At 68.8% G+C, this 14607-nt stretch carries 14 protein-coding genes; 5 read left to right on the plus strand and 9 right to left on the minus strand.

Annotated features, from left to right (window positions below; translation table 11 throughout):
• Window positions 1-9: 9 nt before the first annotated feature.
• The 5 genes from HUA78_RS03935 to HUA78_RS03955 all read left to right on the plus strand — a co-directional run bounded on the left by HUA78_RS03935 (window position 10) and on the right by HUA78_RS03955 (window position 6648).
• Entirely contained in the window at window positions 10-297 is a 288-nt protein-coding gene (locus HUA78_RS03935; RefSeq protein ID WP_141645931.1) for an acylphosphatase, read from the plus strand.
• On the plus strand, window positions 294-737 hold the full coding sequence (locus HUA78_RS03940; RefSeq protein ID WP_141645932.1) for a DUF3052 family protein: 444 nt from the start codon (window positions 294-296) through the stop codon (window positions 735-737). The genes HUA78_RS03935 and HUA78_RS03940 overlap by 4 nt, the downstream gene beginning before the upstream one ends.
• A gap of 553 nt (window positions 738-1290) precedes the next feature.
• On the plus strand, window positions 1291-4092 hold the full coding sequence (locus tag HUA78_RS03945; protein WP_174475691.1) for an Rne/Rng family ribonuclease: 2802 nt from the start codon (window positions 1291-1293) through the stop codon (window positions 4090-4092).
• A 698-nt stretch (window positions 4093-4790) separates the two neighbouring features.
• Window positions 4791-6173, plus strand: coding sequence for a YhjD/YihY/BrkB family envelope integrity protein (locus HUA78_RS03950; RefSeq protein ID WP_371745488.1), 1383 nt, complete (start codon window positions 4791-4793; stop codon window positions 6171-6173).
• 124 nt (window positions 6174-6297) lie between these two features.
• Complete coding sequence (locus HUA78_RS03955) at window positions 6298-6648, plus strand: HU family DNA-binding protein (protein ID WP_141648560.1); 351 nt, start codon at window positions 6298-6300, stop codon at window positions 6646-6648.
• A 6-nt stretch (window positions 6649-6654) separates the two neighbouring features.
• Here the strand turns inward: HUA78_RS03955 and HUA78_RS03960 are convergent, their stop codons facing one another.
• From HUA78_RS03960 to HUA78_RS04000, 9 genes are all read right to left on the minus strand, one after another.
• Window positions 6655-8730: a flagellar biosynthesis protein FlhA gene (locus HUA78_RS03960; protein ID WP_174475692.1), complete on the minus strand. Its 2076-nt coding sequence runs from the start codon at window positions 8728-8730 to the stop codon at window positions 6655-6657.
• Window positions 8727-9776, minus strand: a complete 1050-nt coding sequence (locus HUA78_RS03965; protein ID WP_174475693.1) for a flagellar biosynthesis protein FlhB — start codon at window positions 9774-9776, stop codon at window positions 8727-8729. Before HUA78_RS03965 ends, HUA78_RS03960 begins: the two co-directional genes overlap by 4 nt.
• Window positions 9773-10567: an EscT/YscT/HrcT family type III secretion system export apparatus protein gene (locus tag HUA78_RS03970; RefSeq protein ID WP_141648563.1), complete on the minus strand. Its 795-nt coding sequence runs from the start codon at window positions 10565-10567 to the stop codon at window positions 9773-9775. Before HUA78_RS03970 ends, HUA78_RS03965 begins: the two co-directional genes overlap by 4 nt.
• Window positions 10564-10833, minus strand: coding sequence for a flagellar biosynthetic protein FliQ (locus HUA78_RS03975; protein WP_141648564.1), 270 nt, complete (start codon window positions 10831-10833; stop codon window positions 10564-10566). The genes HUA78_RS03970 and HUA78_RS03975 overlap by 4 nt, the downstream gene beginning before the upstream one ends.
• A gap of 4 nt (window positions 10834-10837) precedes the next feature.
• Window positions 10838-11560, minus strand: coding sequence for a type III secretion system export apparatus subunit SctR (gene sctR, locus HUA78_RS03980; RefSeq protein WP_141648565.1), 723 nt, complete (start codon window positions 11558-11560; stop codon window positions 10838-10840).
• The gene (locus tag HUA78_RS03985; RefSeq protein ID WP_174475694.1) at window positions 11557-11970 is read right to left on the minus strand and encodes a flagellar biosynthetic protein FliO; all 414 of its coding nucleotides are present in this window, start codon (window positions 11968-11970) and stop codon (window positions 11557-11559) included. The genes sctR and HUA78_RS03985 overlap by 4 nt, the downstream gene beginning before the upstream one ends.
• An 8-nt stretch (window positions 11971-11978) precedes the next feature.
• The gene (gene sctQ, locus HUA78_RS03990) at window positions 11979-13055 is read right to left on the minus strand and encodes a type III secretion system cytoplasmic ring protein SctQ (protein WP_246137797.1); all 1077 of its coding nucleotides are present in this window, start codon (window positions 13053-13055) and stop codon (window positions 11979-11981) included.
• Between the two features lie 217 nt (window positions 13056-13272).
• Window positions 13273-13707 (minus strand): hypothetical protein, encoded by a 435-nt coding sequence (locus HUA78_RS03995; protein WP_371745489.1) that lies wholly within the window; start codon window positions 13705-13707, stop codon window positions 13273-13275.
• A 94-nt stretch (window positions 13708-13801) separates the two neighbouring features.
• On the minus strand, window positions 13802-14605 hold the full coding sequence (locus tag HUA78_RS04000; RefSeq protein WP_174453106.1) for a flagellar M-ring protein FliF: 804 nt from the start codon (window positions 14603-14605) through the stop codon (window positions 13802-13804).
• Window positions 14606-14607: the final 2 nt, after the last annotated feature.

A 14607-nucleotide genomic window follows, 5' to 3' on the forward strand; every position in this document is an offset into this window, starting at 1 on the left:
ATTCAGTCCATGAGCGGCACGCGGCGGGCAACGCTGCGCATCCAGGGCAAGGTGCAGGGCGTCTTCTTCCGGGAGAGCGCCCGCGTGGAGGCCACGCGCCTGGGTCTCGTAGGCTGGGTGCGCAACCGCTCGGACGGCTCCGTGGAGGCGGTGGTGGAGGGTGAGCCTGGAATGATGGAAGAATTCATCCGCTGGTGTCACCGGGGTCCGTCCCAGGCGCGTGTCGAAAGCGTCGGGCGCACGGACGGCGAGGCCACTGGCGAGTACAGTCACTTCATCGTGGAGCGCACATCATGACGCCCTACGCGCTGGCATCCCTGCCGGCCATGCTGGGCATCCGGGCCGGTTCCAAGGTCTCCGTCATCAACCCGCCGCGCGGCTTCGTGCAGAAGCTCAATCCGCTGCCGGACGGGGTGGAGTTCCTCATCACCGCGGTGACGGGCCTGGATGTCATCCTCTTCTTCTCCCAGGACGCGCAGGAGCTGGTGCAGCGGCTGCCCGCCCTGGCGCGCGCCATGGCCCTCACCGGCGGCATCTGGGTCTGCTGGCCCGGCGGCGAGGGCGTGAAGACGAACCTCTCCGAGGACTTCGTGCGCCAGGCCGCGCTGGATATCGGCCTGGTCGACAACAAAATCTGCGTCATCGACTCGACGTGGACGGGCCTGAGGCTCGTGCGCCGGCCGCGTGGGCGACTGGACAAGCCGTCAGGCGGCAAGCAGGCCCCCGCCCAGGCCTGAGAACCCGCCAGGGAGGCATCCGGCATCTGCCCGACAGTGGATGGATGCCGTTTCTCGGCTTTACACGTGTGCCGGGGGCGTGGAAAACTCCCCGTGTTTCTGGGCGCTTGTGTGACACTCCGCATTGGCGAAGGTCACGCCCAGTCGTGAATTTTTGACGGGTTGCGTTCCCGGATACCTCCGGGCGCGTCGGCTGCGCCGGGGCTCCAGTCGCCCCCCCAAGGTGACCCACTGAAGGGCACCGACCGGGTGTGGAAGGAAGGAGCGGGCGGCACGCGCGTGGTGGAGGACCTCGAACGCGGTTGAAGACAAGGCTCCGCCCGGCAGGGTGCCGGTCGCAAAGCGGAGCGACTAAATTCGGAGGAGCAGGCGGTGGTCCCCTTGGCCCTCGACAGCGTGACGCGAGCCGTACCCGGACAGACCGGGAAGGCCGTCCTGACTGGAGGGCCACCGGAGGCCGCCTCTCCCTTCGCAGCGTGCTCGGAGGCGCGGCGTCTTGCCGCCTCCCGTCCGGTGAGGTCCGCCCTACCGCGCGCGCGTCCAGGATTCGTCCATGAGCAGCATCCTCGTCATCAACGCCGCGGGTCGGGAGACCCGCGTGGCGCTCGTCGAGAACGGGCACATCGCGGAGTTCTACCTCGAGCGTAAAAAGGACAAGGGCGTCGTCGGAAATATCTACAAGGGCCGCGTGGTCCGGGTGCTCCCCGGCATGCAGGCGGCCTTCGTGGACATCGGCCTGGAGAAGGCCGCTTTCCTCTACGTCAGCGACGTCGTCTATGACCCGGACTTCGCCCGGGCCCAGTTCGAGCTGACGGAGGGAGAGCACGAGGACGCCCCCGACGTGCCCACCGAGTCCGAGGCCGATGCCGCCGAAGAAGCGGCACGGGACGCGGGTCCGAGCGTGGACGTGGAGGCGGAAGCGGCGGATTTGGCCGGTGAGGACCAGGCCCACCGCACCGAGTCCCTGCCGCGCGACACCATCATGGAGCTGGCGGCGACCGCGCCGTCCATCGAGGTGCCGTCAGCCCCCACCGAGGCCCCGGGCGGTGAGTCGGTCGAGGAGGCCCCCGCGGCCGCCGCCGAGGCCACCGTGACGGTGGTCGCGACCGAGGTGACCGTGTCCGCCGAGCCGGCGGCGCCCGTCGTGGAGACGGCGTCCGTGGCCGTCGCGGTGCTCGAGACATCCCCGACGGAGGGCACGTCCGAGGCTTCCCCCGAGTCCACGCCCCTCTCCGACGAAACGGCCACCGCGTTGGCCGTGGCGATGATTCCGCCCGAGCCGCCGCCGCACGCGGCCACCGCGCTGAGCGAGCTGATTCCTCCTCCGACGGGTGAGGAGGCGGCCGTCGCCGCGCGTCCCGCCGAGGTCTCCGGAGAGCGCCGCGCCCCGCGCGAGGCCCGGGAGGCGCGTGAGCCGCGCGCCCGCGAGAAGGAGAAGGACAAGGGCCGGCACAAGCAGGACGACAAGCGCCGGGACAAGCACGACGAAGGCGGCGGCAAGGAGAAGGTCAAGCAGCGCCGGACGGACAAGATCGAGGACTTGCTGAAGGTGGGCCAGGAGGTCGTGGTCCAGATTTCCAAGGACCCCATCGGCACGAAGGGCGCGCGCCTCACCTCGCACATCTCGATTCCCGGCCGTCAGCTGGTGTTCATGCCCACGGTGGACCATGTGGGCATCAGCCGCCGCATCTCCAACGAGAAGGAGCGCCGGCGTCTGCGGGAAATCGTGGACCGGCTGCGGCCGCCCGGGACGGGCTTCATCGTGCGCACGGTGGCGGAGAACGTGCCGCAGGAGAAGCTCGAGAGCGACATCCGGTTCCTCATCGAGGTGTGGAACCAGGTCGTCCGCAAGAACGAGAAGCGGGGCGGGCCGGGCCTCTTGCATCCGGACCTGGACCTCATCCTGCGCGCCACGCGCGACTTGTTCGCGCACGACGTGGAGAAGCTCGTCGTCGACGACCGTGAGGAGTACGAGCGCATCCTCGGCTTCGTCACGGCGCAGGACCCGGCGCTGCGGGACAGGGTGGCGCTGCACGAGGGCGACGACACCGTCTTCGACGCGTACGGCATCGAGCAGGAGCTGCAGCGCGCCACTCAGCGCAAGGTGTGGCTGAAGAGCGGCGGCTACCTCATCATCGATCAGGCCGAGGCGCTCACCGCCATCGACGTCAACTCGGGCCGCTACGTCGGCAAGAAGAGCCTCGAGGAGACCATCACCAAGATCAACGTCGAGGCGGCCAAGGAGATCGTCTACCAGCTCCGGCTGCGCAACATCGGCGGCATCATCATCTGCGACTTCATCGACATGGAGAAGGCGCAGAACCGGGACAAGGTCTTCAAGTCGCTGCAGGAGGCGCTGGGGCGCGACAAGGCGAAGACGAACGTGCTGCGCATCTCCGAGCTGGGTCTCGTGGAGATGACGCGCAAGCGCGTGCGCGAGTCCATTGGCCGGGTGCTGCACGAGGACTGCCCGTACTGCGACGGCAACGGCTTCGTGAAGACGGCCACCACGGTGGCGTACGAAATCTTCCGCGAGATTCGCCGGGAGGCGCCGGGCTACAAGGACTCCACGCTGGTCATCAACTGCAACGCGGAAGTGGCGCGCCTGCTCCAGGGCGAGGAGCGCAACGAGCTGCGGCACTTGATGGACCGCTACAACAAGTCCATCCAGGTCAAGGCGCAGCAGAACTACCACCGCGAGCAGTACGACATCTACGGACGCTCGGCCACGGGGCCGGAGCACAAGGTGGCGTCGTCACCGGGCTCGGGTGATGGCGAGCTGGCGATGCAGCATCGCAAGCCGGACAGCGGTGGCTTCGGACGCCAGGACCAGAACCGCCGAGGTGGTGGCAGGGACCGGGACCGGGGCGGCGACCGGCGAGATGACCGCGGCGGAGGCGGTGGCGGTGGCGGCGGGGGTAGCGGTGGCGGTAGCGGTGGCGGTGGCGGCCGACGCCCGGAGCGTGGCGGCGACCGTCCTCGCGGAGACCGGAGCGGCGAGCGGGGCGAACGTGGTGGTGAGCGCGGCGGCGAGCGTGCGGACCGTGGTGCTGAGCGTGCGGACCGTGGTGCTGAGCGTGCGGACCGTGGTGCTGAGCGCGGCGGCGAGCGTGCGGACCGTGGCGGTGAGCGCGGCGAACGTGGTGCTGAGCGTGCGGACCGTGGTGGTGAGCGCGGCGAGCGTGCCGACCGCGGTGGTGAGCGCGGCGAACGAGGTGAGCGCGGCGAGCGTCGCGGTGAGCGCGGCGGTGGCCAGGGTACGTCCGGAGGAAGTGGCGGCGAGAGCGGTGGTGGCGGCTCGACGCCTCCGGCTTCTGGTCAGGGCGGCTCGGACCCCTCGGGCGGCACGGCCTGAGGCTCCACGGTGGAGTGGGTGATGCCATCGCATCCCCACCCCATCGAACCCTCACCTCGCTGAGGGGTGAGGGTTGAGATTGGCGCCGCCCTCTGTCCCGAGGGCGGCGCATCCCGCGCTCGCAGTCAGGGCGAGTTCGAGAGCCAGCAAGGTCTCATTCGCCAGAGCCAGTCGCTTGCGCGCGGCCTCGCCCAAAGGCGGGCAGGAGTCTTCACGCAAGGCTTCGCCAGGCCAGCGCCCAAAACTCCCCTGAGGCATCTCGCCAAACCGGCGCCAGGTACTCGGGCGAACCTTCGCCCCAACAAGGTCCACGGCTCGTCGGTGACAAGGTTCGAACCTGGCACCGGGTCTTCCGTCGTGCCCCCCCAAAAGCCACGCCTTCGCGGCCGAGGCACCTCACCTCCGACTCGAGGGCCATGAGAGCGGCGGCCTCACGTCCTGGCCATACCCTTGGGGCCGGGCGGGGATGTCGGGCGGTGTGCCCCAGTCACCCTCGTCACTGGGGTGGGCTGGCCCAGGAGGCTCGGGTTTGACTAGCCTTGCCGCTCCATGTCGCGGAGCGTCGTCGACGTCCCTGCCCCACTTCCGTTCCGGATGACCCTCATCTCCGCTCCGCTCCAGACCTCCTGTCGCCGCCCCCTTCTCCCCTGCCTTCGAGGGGCGCGCCCCTTCGTGGGCTGGCGTACCTGAGAGCGGCCGTGGCCCAGACTCCGCTTTCATGGCTGCGAAACACCCGAGACCGGGCACGAGCCTGGGCGTTGCGCGTCTGGGCACCCATCGAGGGCACTCCGGTGGGCCGCTTCGCGACGGACACCGTGCTCGCCGCGAGGACCGTGGGCCAGGGGTTTCGGGGAGAGAACCTCCGGCTTCGCGCGGCCGCCCTCACCTACATCAGCATGTTCTCGCTGGTGCCCCTGCTGACGGTCGGCCTGGTCCTGCTGAATGCCTTCCACCAGGACCGCTTCGAGGAACGGCTGCGCTCCGTCGTCCGCGAGCTGCTCGCACCAGGCGTCCAGGAGAAGTCCGCCGCGGTGCTCAACCGGCTCCTCGACCAGAGCAACTCGGTGGCCATCGGCAGCATCGGCTTCCTGGCCATCCTCCTGTCCGCGGGCTCGCTGCTGCGCCACATCGACGGCGCGGTAAACGAGCTGTGGGGCATCCGCCGCCAGCGCCCGTGGGGCATCCGCCTGCTCATCTACGCCGGCCTGTTGCTGCTGGGGCCCATCTTCCTGGCCGCTTCCTTCACGGGGACCCGGGCGGTACGAGGCGTCTTGCAGAGCCTGCCGTATCCCGGAGCCTTCATCGCCCTGGGCACCACGCTCGTCGCGGTGGTGGGGCTGACGATGCTGTACTTCTGGACGCCCTATGCGCACGTCCGGGTGCGCTCCGCCCTCGCGGGAGGACTCGTCGCCGGGCTCGGGTGGATGGTCGCCAAGTCCCTCTACGCCGAGTTCGCCGCACGGAGCTTCCGCTACAACCTGCTCTATGCCTCGCTGAGCGCCCTTCCCCTCTTTCTCGCCTGGGTCTACGTGAGCTGGCTGCTGCTGCTCTTCGGCGCGCGGCTCTCCTACGCCGTCGAGCACACCGCCTTCCGCGACTCCCTCTTCGCGTTCGGCACCCACCCCCGGGCCCATGAGCTGGTGGCCTCCCGCATCGCCCAGGAGACCACGCTGACGTGGGTGGATGGGGGGCCTGCTCCCACGCCCCGCGAGCTGGCGACCCGGCTTCGCGTCCCCGAGTCGCTCGTCCACGAAGTCGTGGACCGCATGGAGGCCGCGGGGCTGCTGGAGCGCCAACGCCGGGGAGGACTGCGGCCCGCGAGGGATCCAGCCTCACTCACCCTCGCGGACACCACCCTCGCCGTGCACGGGGTGATGATTTCCGGAGGCGCGGATACCTGGGATGGACCGCGAGCCGCGGGCTTCGAGCAGGTGGAGCACTTCTTCCAGGAGGCGGACTGCCTCGGCGTCGAGCGCCTGCGTCAGACACGGTGGACCGACCTGGTGGTCCCCTTGCGGCCCGGATTGGCGGACACGGCCCCTTCTGCCCCCACCAAGGTGGCGGCAGGCGGAAATCCGTAAAGTTTCTAGGTGGTTGGGAGTCCACCCTGCTTGCAGTGCCGGCGCGTTCTGTTATGTTTTCCTGATTCACCACGGGCCAGAGTGCCCTGTCGCCAAGGGGTCACCGGGTTTGCGGGAGCGTCCGATGCTCAAGTCCGATCTGATCAACATCCTCGTGGCCAAGCGGGGCGTGACGCAGAAGCAGGCTGAGGCCACCATCGAGACGATTTTCGAGTCGATGAAGGATGCCCTCTGTCGCGGTGAGAACATCGAGATTCGCGGCCTCGGCGCCTTCCACGTGAAGAACTACCAGGGCTACCAGGGACGCAACCCGAAGACGGGTCAGGTCATCCCGGTGAAGCCCAAGCGGGGCCTGCTCTTCCGCACGGGCAAGGAACTGAGGGACCGGGTCAACCGTCCCGCCCCCCAGCAGGCCCAGAGCGACTTGCCCTCCCCTGAGAGCAAGAGCCCCGGCAGCACCGGCACGGGCCTCTGAGTCGACTCAGGACCCCATCGGCACGGGCGAAAGCCTGCCGATGGGACGAATCTGAAGGGCGCCGTCCAGCTCCCCATAGGTGAGCACGGCCACTTCCGGAAACGCTCCCTCGCAAAGCCTTCGCAGTGACCGCCGGACGTCTGGCGCGGTGAGCAGCACCGCCCTTCCTCCTGTCGCCACCTGTCGGACGCCTTCCAGGATTTCCGCCACCCGGTCCGGGTCTGGCGCGGGTCCCCGAGGTCCGGTGGACCGCAGGATTTCTTCCACCTCCGGGTCCACGAGGTACGCATACAGCGGCCCGGTGGGCGCGAACTTGTGACTGAGGTAGCGGCGCAGGGCCTGACGACAGCGCTCGGCGAGCGCGGAGGCGTCTCCTTCCGTGGTGGGTGAGACGAGCGCCTCCAGGATGGCTCGCAGGTCTCGAATGCTGACGCCTTCCTGGAGGAGCTTTCGCAGCACGTCCGCCAGCAGCGGCAGAGGGACTTTCTGCAGCGCTTCCTTCACCAGCATGGGAGCACGAGTCTCCAGGCCATCCAGCAGCCCCTGGACATCCTGAAGGCCCAGCAGGTCCGCGGCCCGGCTCCGCAAAACGCCTCTCAGATGGTCCGCCAGCAGTTCCTCGGGCCGCAGGACCTGGACCTGGGCGAGTTCCACGGGTCCCCGCCCCGCTTCAGGGACGCGGCTGATGGTCCTGCCCGTCGACGGTTCCACCGCGGCCTCCGCCTTCACCTGGAGGAACGCGAGTTCGTCGGGAGGCACCATCGCATAGAGCACGCCCACACTCAGCTGCCCGCCTCCCGCCGGCACCTCGTCCACCAGGATGCGGTACTCCCCGGTGCCCAGGTAGGCCGCCTGGGTCCGCACCCGGATGCCAGGGATGCGCACGCCCAGCTCGAAGAAGAGCTCGTCGCGCACGGCGTTCAAGGTCTGGTGCACGAAAGCCCCAGCCGCCGACTCCGCCAGCACTGTCAGGTCCGGCGCGAGGTCAAGCGTGAGAGGAGACACTCCCACGGGCACCACGGCGCTCTCCGGAGCAGCCCCCGCCTTCTCCTCGACTCCTTCCTTGGAACCCGTCGCATCCCCGCCGCGCGTCGCCGCGCCCTCTCGGGGCAGTCCTCGCTGCAGGACGCGCCCGAGTCCCACCAGTCCCGCCGCCAGCAGCAAGAAGGTCAGGTGCGGCATGCCCGGCATCAACGCGAGCGCCACACACAATCCCGCCACGACCCAGAGTGTCCGGGCCTCACCGAAGAACTGCGAGCCAATCTCCGAGCCCAGCGAGTCCTCCTCCCGCTCCGACGCCACCCTCGTGACGACGAGTCCCGCCGCCACGGTGATGCACAGGGACGGCACCTGGGACACGAGGCCATCTCCGATGGCGATGAGCGCGAAGGTCGCCGCGGCCTCCGAGAACGTCATCCCTCCCTGCAGGACGCCGATGAGCGAGCCGCCCAGCAGGTTCACCGCGACGATGACGAGGCCCGCGATGACGTCTCCCTTCACGAACTTCATCGCGCCATCCATGGCGCCGAACATCTGAGACTCCCGCTCCAGGTCCCTCCGCCGCTTCCGTGCCTGGGCCTGGTCAATGGCCCCCGCTCGCAGGTCCGCGTCGATGGACATCTGCTTGCCCGGCATCGCGTCCAGGGTGAAGCGCGCGGACACCTCCGCGACACGCTCCGCGCCCTTCGCCACCACCAGGAACTGGACCAGCGAAAGGATGGCGAACACCACGCCGCCGACCACGTAGTCTCCTTGGACGACGAACTCACCAAACGCCTGGATGACCTCGCCCGCGTGCCCCTCCGCGAGCGCCAGCCGCGTGGACGAGACATTGAGCGCCAGTCGGAACAACGTGGTGAACAACAACAGCGAGGGAAATGACGTCACCTGCAGCGCGTCCCTGGCCCTCAACGACGCCACCAGCAACGCCACCGCCGCCGCCAGGTTCACCGCCAACCCCACGTCCAGCAGCCACGCCGGCAGGGGAATGATGAGCGCCCCCAGCACCGCCGCCATCGCCACCGCCAGCACGAGGTCCGACGAGCTTCGCGCCTTCACCAACCACTTCGCGAACACCTTCATGAGGTCTGTCTCCGGGGGACACCGTCCGCGTCCCGCGACTCCATCGCCGTGCGCAAGACGACCGCCGCGGCCTGGTACAGCTCTTCGGGAATGGGCTCCCCGATGTCGTAGTGGATGAGGCTTCTCGCCAACGGAATGTCTCGGACCACCGGCACTCCAAGCCGCTGGGCCTCCTCCCGAAGCATCAAGGCGTCCTCCTCCCGGGCCTTCGCGACGAGGTAGGGCGCCTCACACTCCCGCGCGTCGTAGCGAAGCGCGACCGCCAGATGCGTTGGATTGACCACCACGGCAGTGGCTTTTTGCACCCCTCGTGCCGGCCCCCCTTGAGCCAGCTGCCGGTGCAAGGCCCGACGCTGTCCCTTGTGCCGTGGGTCCCCTTCACTCTCCTTGTGCTCGCGCTTCAGCTCCTCGCGACTCATCATCAGCTCGCGCAGGTGGCTCCGCCTGGCGAGCACGTAGTCTCCAACGCCGAGCACGAGCAGCACCCAGGCCACGCGGCGAATCAGCTCCGTGAGTTGCTCCAGCATGAGTGGCAGCCCCTCACTTCCGGCCAGCCAGGCGGTGCGCAGCGCGTCCGGCCCCACCGACTCCACCTCGCCCCAGACAAGAATCGCCACCACCCACACCACCAGCAACGCCTTGCCCAGCTCCTTCAACGGTCTCACGCTGAAGAGGCGCTTCAGTCCTGAGGAGAGGCTGACGCGCTCCAGCTTCGGCGCCACATGGCTCGGGTTCACCTCGAATCCCACGGTGGCCACGGAGACCGCCAGTGACGCCGCGAACGCGCCCCCCAGCACCGGCGCACTCAGGCGCACGAAAATCCAGAGCCCTTCCTCCCAGGCGCCCTCCGGCTGCTGCACCAGGAACAGCCGCGATGTCCACTCCTGGAGACGCTCGAACATCCCCGGCGCGCCCGAGATGAACCCGAGCACGCCCCCCAACATCACCGCGCTGGAGGACAACAGCCGGCTGCGGGGAATCTGCCCCTTGCGGCGCGCCTCACGCAGGCGTCTGGCCGACGGCAACTCCGTCTTCTCTCCACTCATTGGGCCAGCTTCCCCAGCAAGGAGAGCGTGCCCTCCGTGGAGAGAACCTCCGCCAGCAGTCGCTCACACAGCATCCCGATGCCCAACCACAGCACCACGCCGCCCCCCAGGATTCGCAACGGAGCCCCCAGTTCTTGGAGGTTCACCTGCGGCGCCGCGCGCGATGCCAATGCCAGAAAGCAATCCACCGTCAGCATCGCGGCCGCCATCGGCGCGCCCACCGCCAGTCCCGTGGCCAGCGCGCCGCCCGCGAGCACGACGAGATGCAACGTCGCCGCTTCCGTGGGCACGAAGGCCCCCAGCTTCACCACGCCAAAGCCACGCACCAACGCGCCGAAGACCAGCGGAGCCACCGCCCCCGACGTCACCAGTCCCACCAGCAGATGATAGAGCCCTTCGCCCGTGGCCGACTCCCGACTCCCCGCCAGCGGAAGGCTGGCCTCCGCGGACGTTCCGCGAAGCAGGTCGATGAATCGCCCCCCCATTCGCGCCGCATCGAACGGCAGCGCCGCGACCAGCCCCACCGACACCCCGTAGGCCAGCTCTCGCAACACCCATCCCCCCAACTCCAGCGACGAAGTCACGGGCTCCGCCAGTCCAACGCCACCTTCCGCCCGCAGGAAGAGCGAGAGCGACAACACCAAGCCCAGCCGCACCGTGGTGGGCGTGGCCTGCCCTCCCAACAGCGGACACAGGAAGGCCACGGGCAGGAGCCGTGCGGCACACAGCGCCACGGCGACCGCGTCCGGGCCCAGCGCCTCCAGGTGGGCGCGCAGCAACTCCAGGCTCACGCCGACACCTCGGAGATGAGCATCAGGAGCTGCTGTGTGAATCGCGTCAACTGCCCGGCGATCCACGGCCCGGAGAGCACCAACGCCACCACCGCCGCACACAGCTTCGGCACCACCGATAGCGTGCTCTCCTGAAGCTGCGTCGTCGCCTGAAAGAGACTCGACAGGAAGCCCACCAATAGGCTGGCCCCAATGGGTGGCAAGGACGCGAGGACCATCAACAGCAAAGCCTCACGCCCCAGGGTCAACAACACATCCTGGGTCATCGAGTCACCGGTAACCGAGGATGAGGCCGCGCGCGAGCAGCGACCAGCCATCCACGGCCACGAAGAGAAGAATCTTGAAAGGCAGGCTCACCTGGCCAGGCGACAACGTCTGCATCCCCAGCGCGAGCAACACATTGGCGATGACCATGTCGAGCACCAGGAACGGGAGGAAGACGAGGAAGCCAATCTGAAAGGCCTCCTTCAACTCCGTGATGACAAAGGCGGGAATGATGACGAAGAGGTCCGTCTCGCGCACCGAGTCCACTTCCTCTGGGGGACGCAGCTCTCGCGCCAGGTCCACGAAACGAGCGCGTTCCTCGGGGCTGCCATGCTTCACGAGAAACCCGCGCAGCGGCTCCGCCACCTGTGCCGCCGCATCGAGAATCCGCACGCCCGAGCCGGCCTCCAGCTCCTGATAGGCGCGTTGCCCCGCGTCGTACGTCCGCTCCATCACCGAGGCCATGATGTGGCCCGTCAGCACCGCGGCCAGTCCCGTCAGCACCAGCGTGGGCGGCGCCTGCTGGGTTCCCATGGCCGAGCGTGCCAGCGACAACACCACCGCTATTTTCGAGAAGCTCGTCAACATCAACACCGCGAACGGCAGCAGTGACATCACCGCCAGCATGCCCATCATCGACAGCGGGCTTCCCGCATAGGACTGCTGGCTGAGCGCCCCCTCCGACGCCACGGCCATGACTGGCGCCAGCATTCCCAGGCCGCCCGTCATGAGCTCATCCCCTTCCGGAGACCACGCCCCGGACGCGGTCGCCGCGCCTGGGCGAAGGTCCGTGGCACCTCCTCCCGCTCGGGCAGCGGATGGACCTCCGCGAACGCATCACCGAAGGCCACGAGAAAGCCCCGCCCCTCGACCTCCACCAGCGCAAGGCCACAACGAGGCGACAGGCCTGCCCGGGAGATGACCTGCATCCGCTCGGCACTTGCCACGCGGGGCCCCTGGGCCCCCCGTCGAAACCACCACCACCCCAGGCCACAGAGTGTCCCCAGAATCAGGAGCCACCGAGCCGTGGACACCACGGACACTCCGCCCAGGGGCCCCAGCAAGGCCAACCCGAGGACGAGCAGCGTCGCGACTTGAAGGCGCGTGCGAGGAGAGAGCGACGCGCGCCGGACATTCATGTGCTCACTCACGGCAACAGGGCCAGGACACGAGCGCCCACCTCGCCCTCGAGGTCCACCAACTCCGCGCGCGCCACCACCCGGTCTCCCACGCGCAACAACACCGGCTCACTGGCATTGATGTGCAACGGGAGCAGGACGCCCGGCTTCAACGCCGCCAGCTCCGAGAGTGGAACCAGCACCCGCGTCAACTCCACCTCCACGTCCACGGGGAGCGGGGGAATGCCCTCGCCTCGTTCGTTCACCACCACCATGTTCGACTCCTGGAAATGCACGCGGACACGCGCACGGGACAGCGAGAAACCCTCGGGCTGAAACGTCCCCGCGAGCGAGAAGCCCCGGGCCACCAGCCGTCCGGGGCCGAAGAGGCGCGTGTCCTCGCGACGCACGCCTTCAAAGACAACGACATCCCCCACCGCGAGCGCATCCATGGCCTGGGGCGACAGGGGCGTCTGTCCGATGAGGCACCTCATCTTCAGAGCCGCGGCGAGCACTTCCGATGCGACGCTCGTGTCGCGCTCCACTGGGAACTCCTGGAACACCGACTGCAGCACCGGTGAGGGAAGCAACAGCCGTCCTCCCGCACGCACCGGCCCCACCGAAACATCCAGCTCCACGCCCACCAGCGGCTGCCGCCCCCGCAGCCGAGCCACGACGTCCTCACGTCGCATCGTCACGGCGGACAGCCGGGGCGCCAGGGCGGGATACAGCGGCGACTTGGAGCGCACAGCGGAGAGCGCCACCAGCACCAGATACGCCAGCGTCGCCTCTTCCAGCCTCGCCAGCTCTGTCGCCACTCCCGGCTTGCCACCCGGGCCGGCGATTCGCTCCAGCGCGGCAACGGCCAGCGCGGGCTCCAACTCCAGCACCGCAACTCCCCCCACCGCCGACAGCTCCAGCAGGACGAAGACCGCAGGCCGCTGCAGCCCATTCACGGGTGAGACCATGGCATCCAGCAACCGGGCCTCGGCCGTCACCGAGCAACTCAGCTCCCGGCCCAGCGCCGCGCAGATTTCGTCCAGGGCCTCACGCCCCAGGCTCGCCACGCGGGGCCGCCGCGAAAGCACGACGTGCGCCCGACTCATCCGGCGCGCCCCCAACCGTCGCAGCCGACGTGGCTCGGGAGAATGGGAGGGCTCTGTCTCTGAATTCATCGAAGGTTCGCCAAGGGCAAGGGGTGACACCCCGCTCGTGCACGACGCCCGCCAGGAGGGGCGCTCGTGGTGACGCGGGTTTGGAGTGAATGGGCATCCGCGCCTGGGATGCCGCGTACACGGGCCAGGACGGCGCCACGCGAGGACTTCAGCGCGTGGCTTCCCGGATGAGTCTTTCGGCGAGCGCCGACAATAACGGTGGCGCCAGCGGGTCCACGGGCTCCACCTTGCGACCCGGAAACAGGGTCCGGTGATAGGCCGGGAGACGACGGAACACCTCTTTGCGAAGCAGCTCCGGAACCTCGTCCATCAAGGCCTTCAGCCTCGTCGCCGCATCGCTCCTCTCGCCGAACTCCTTCGCGACCTTCGCCTGTCGCTGCGCGGACGGGAGCGCGGCGATGCGCCGCAAATGCGCCTTGGCTCGCTTCAAGGCCTCCGTTCCCAAACCTTCCAGGAGCTCTCCCGCTCGCTCCCGTCCCAGGACCCATGCCACCAGCGCATAGCGCTCCAACGGGAGCGCTGGAGGCTGACGACGAATCGTCGTCGCCTGCTCCGCCAGCGGATTCGGAACCGGAGCGGGCATCGGCTCCTGGGTCGGAGCGGGCACACCCTTCCTCGCCGGGCGCGATGCCCGACCCACACGTGTCGCATCCATGATGAGTCTCTCCGTCGCCTGCTCAGGCGACCTTGCGAGCCGCTCCAGCCGAGAGCACGGGACGAGCAGGGACCGGCGGCGCGGCAGGCACCACGCTCCGCTCCCGGTAGTGACGCATCCGCAGCGTCGCCCACACCAAGGCTCCCGACAGCCCCGTCACCAACACCCCCAGCACGGCGAGCAGTACCCGCAGTCTGGACAAAGAAGACAGGCCACCCGCCGAAGCCACCTCCACCCGCGCGGGCACCTCGTCCACCAGCAGCGACACCGCGTCGGAGGAGAGCCCCTCCACACCTCCCGCCAGGAGCGCCTTCAAGACGTCCGAGGACTGACGCACCCTCGCCGCACTGCCCGGCGTCACTCGCAGCATCGCCGAGGCCTTGGATGGCACCGCTGTCTGCCCGGGTCGTGGCGCTGGAGGCACCACCAGGTGGACTCGCGCCAGCAGCACTCCCTCCACGGATTGGAGCGTCTTCTCCAGGCCCCGCTCCAACACGCGCACCCGGCAGACGCCCTCCTCCACTGGCGTGCGCACCAGTCCGCTGCCACCAAAGACATCACAGCCCACTTCCGCCGCGGGCCTCGGCAGCCCCAGCTCCGCGAGGACACGCACCGCGTCCGACGACTGGTCTCCCGTGACTTCGATGGCCCAGGACGGCTTCTTGCCCGCCTCCGGCACCTTGCGAGCATCCAGCCCTCGCTCGATGAGCACGGACTGCAGCTCGTTGGCCTGCCGCTCATCCAGGCCATGTTGGATGCGCTCTCGACACGCGGTGGCGCACAAGAGCCACAGGAAGAGCAGACAGCGGAGGGAACTCGAAGACATGC

The sequence above is a fragment of the Myxococcus sp. CA033 genome, assembly GCF_013336625.1.
GTDB classification, from domain to species: Bacteria; Myxococcota; Myxococcia; order Myxococcales; family Myxococcaceae; genus Myxococcus; species Myxococcus llanfairpwllgwyngyllgogerychwyrndrobwllllantysiliogogogochensis.

Bases quoted from the DNA above. Each gene is read 5' to 3' on its own strand.
- HUA78_RS04000 (WP_174453106.1), bottom strand. From the start codon at position 14,605: ATGTCTTCGAGTTCCCTCCGCTGTCTGCTCTTCCTGTGGCTCTTGTGC.
- HUA78_RS03960 (WP_174475692.1), bottom strand. From the start codon at position 8,730: ATGAAGGTGTTCGCGAAGTGGTTGGTGAAGGCGCGAAGCTCGTCGGAC.
- HUA78_RS03945 (WP_174475691.1), top strand. From the start codon at position 1,291: ATGAGCAGCATCCTCGTCATCAACGCCGCGGGTCGGGAGACCCGCGTG.
- HUA78_RS03975 (WP_141648564.1), bottom strand. From the start codon at position 10,833: ATGACCCAGGATGTGTTGTTGACCCTGGGGCGTGAGGCTTTGCTGTTG.
- sctQ (WP_246137797.1), bottom strand. From the start codon at position 13,055: ATGAGTCGGGCGCACGTCGTGCTTTCGCGGCGGCCCCGCGTGGCGAGC.
- HUA78_RS03940 (WP_141645932.1), top strand. From the start codon at position 294: ATGACGCCCTACGCGCTGGCATCCCTGCCGGCCATGCTGGGCATCCGG.
- HUA78_RS03965 (WP_174475693.1), bottom strand. From the start codon at position 9,776: ATGAGTGGAGAGAAGACGGAGTTGCCGTCGGCCAGACGCCTGCGTGAG.
- HUA78_RS03985 (WP_174475694.1), bottom strand. From the start codon at position 11,970: ATGAATGTCCGGCGCGCGTCGCTCTCTCCTCGCACGCGCCTTCAAGTC.
- sctR (WP_141648565.1), bottom strand. From the start codon at position 11,560: ATGACGGGCGGCCTGGGAATGCTGGCGCCAGTCATGGCCGTGGCGTCG.
- HUA78_RS03995 (WP_371745489.1), bottom strand. From the start codon at position 13,707: ATGCCCGCTCCGGTTCCGAATCCGCTGGCGGAGCAGGCGACGACGATT.
- HUA78_RS03935 (WP_141645931.1), top strand. From the start codon at position 10: ATGAGCGGCACGCGGCGGGCAACGCTGCGCATCCAGGGCAAGGTGCAG.
- HUA78_RS03955 (WP_141648560.1), top strand. From the start codon at position 6,298: ATGCTCAAGTCCGATCTGATCAACATCCTCGTGGCCAAGCGGGGCGTG.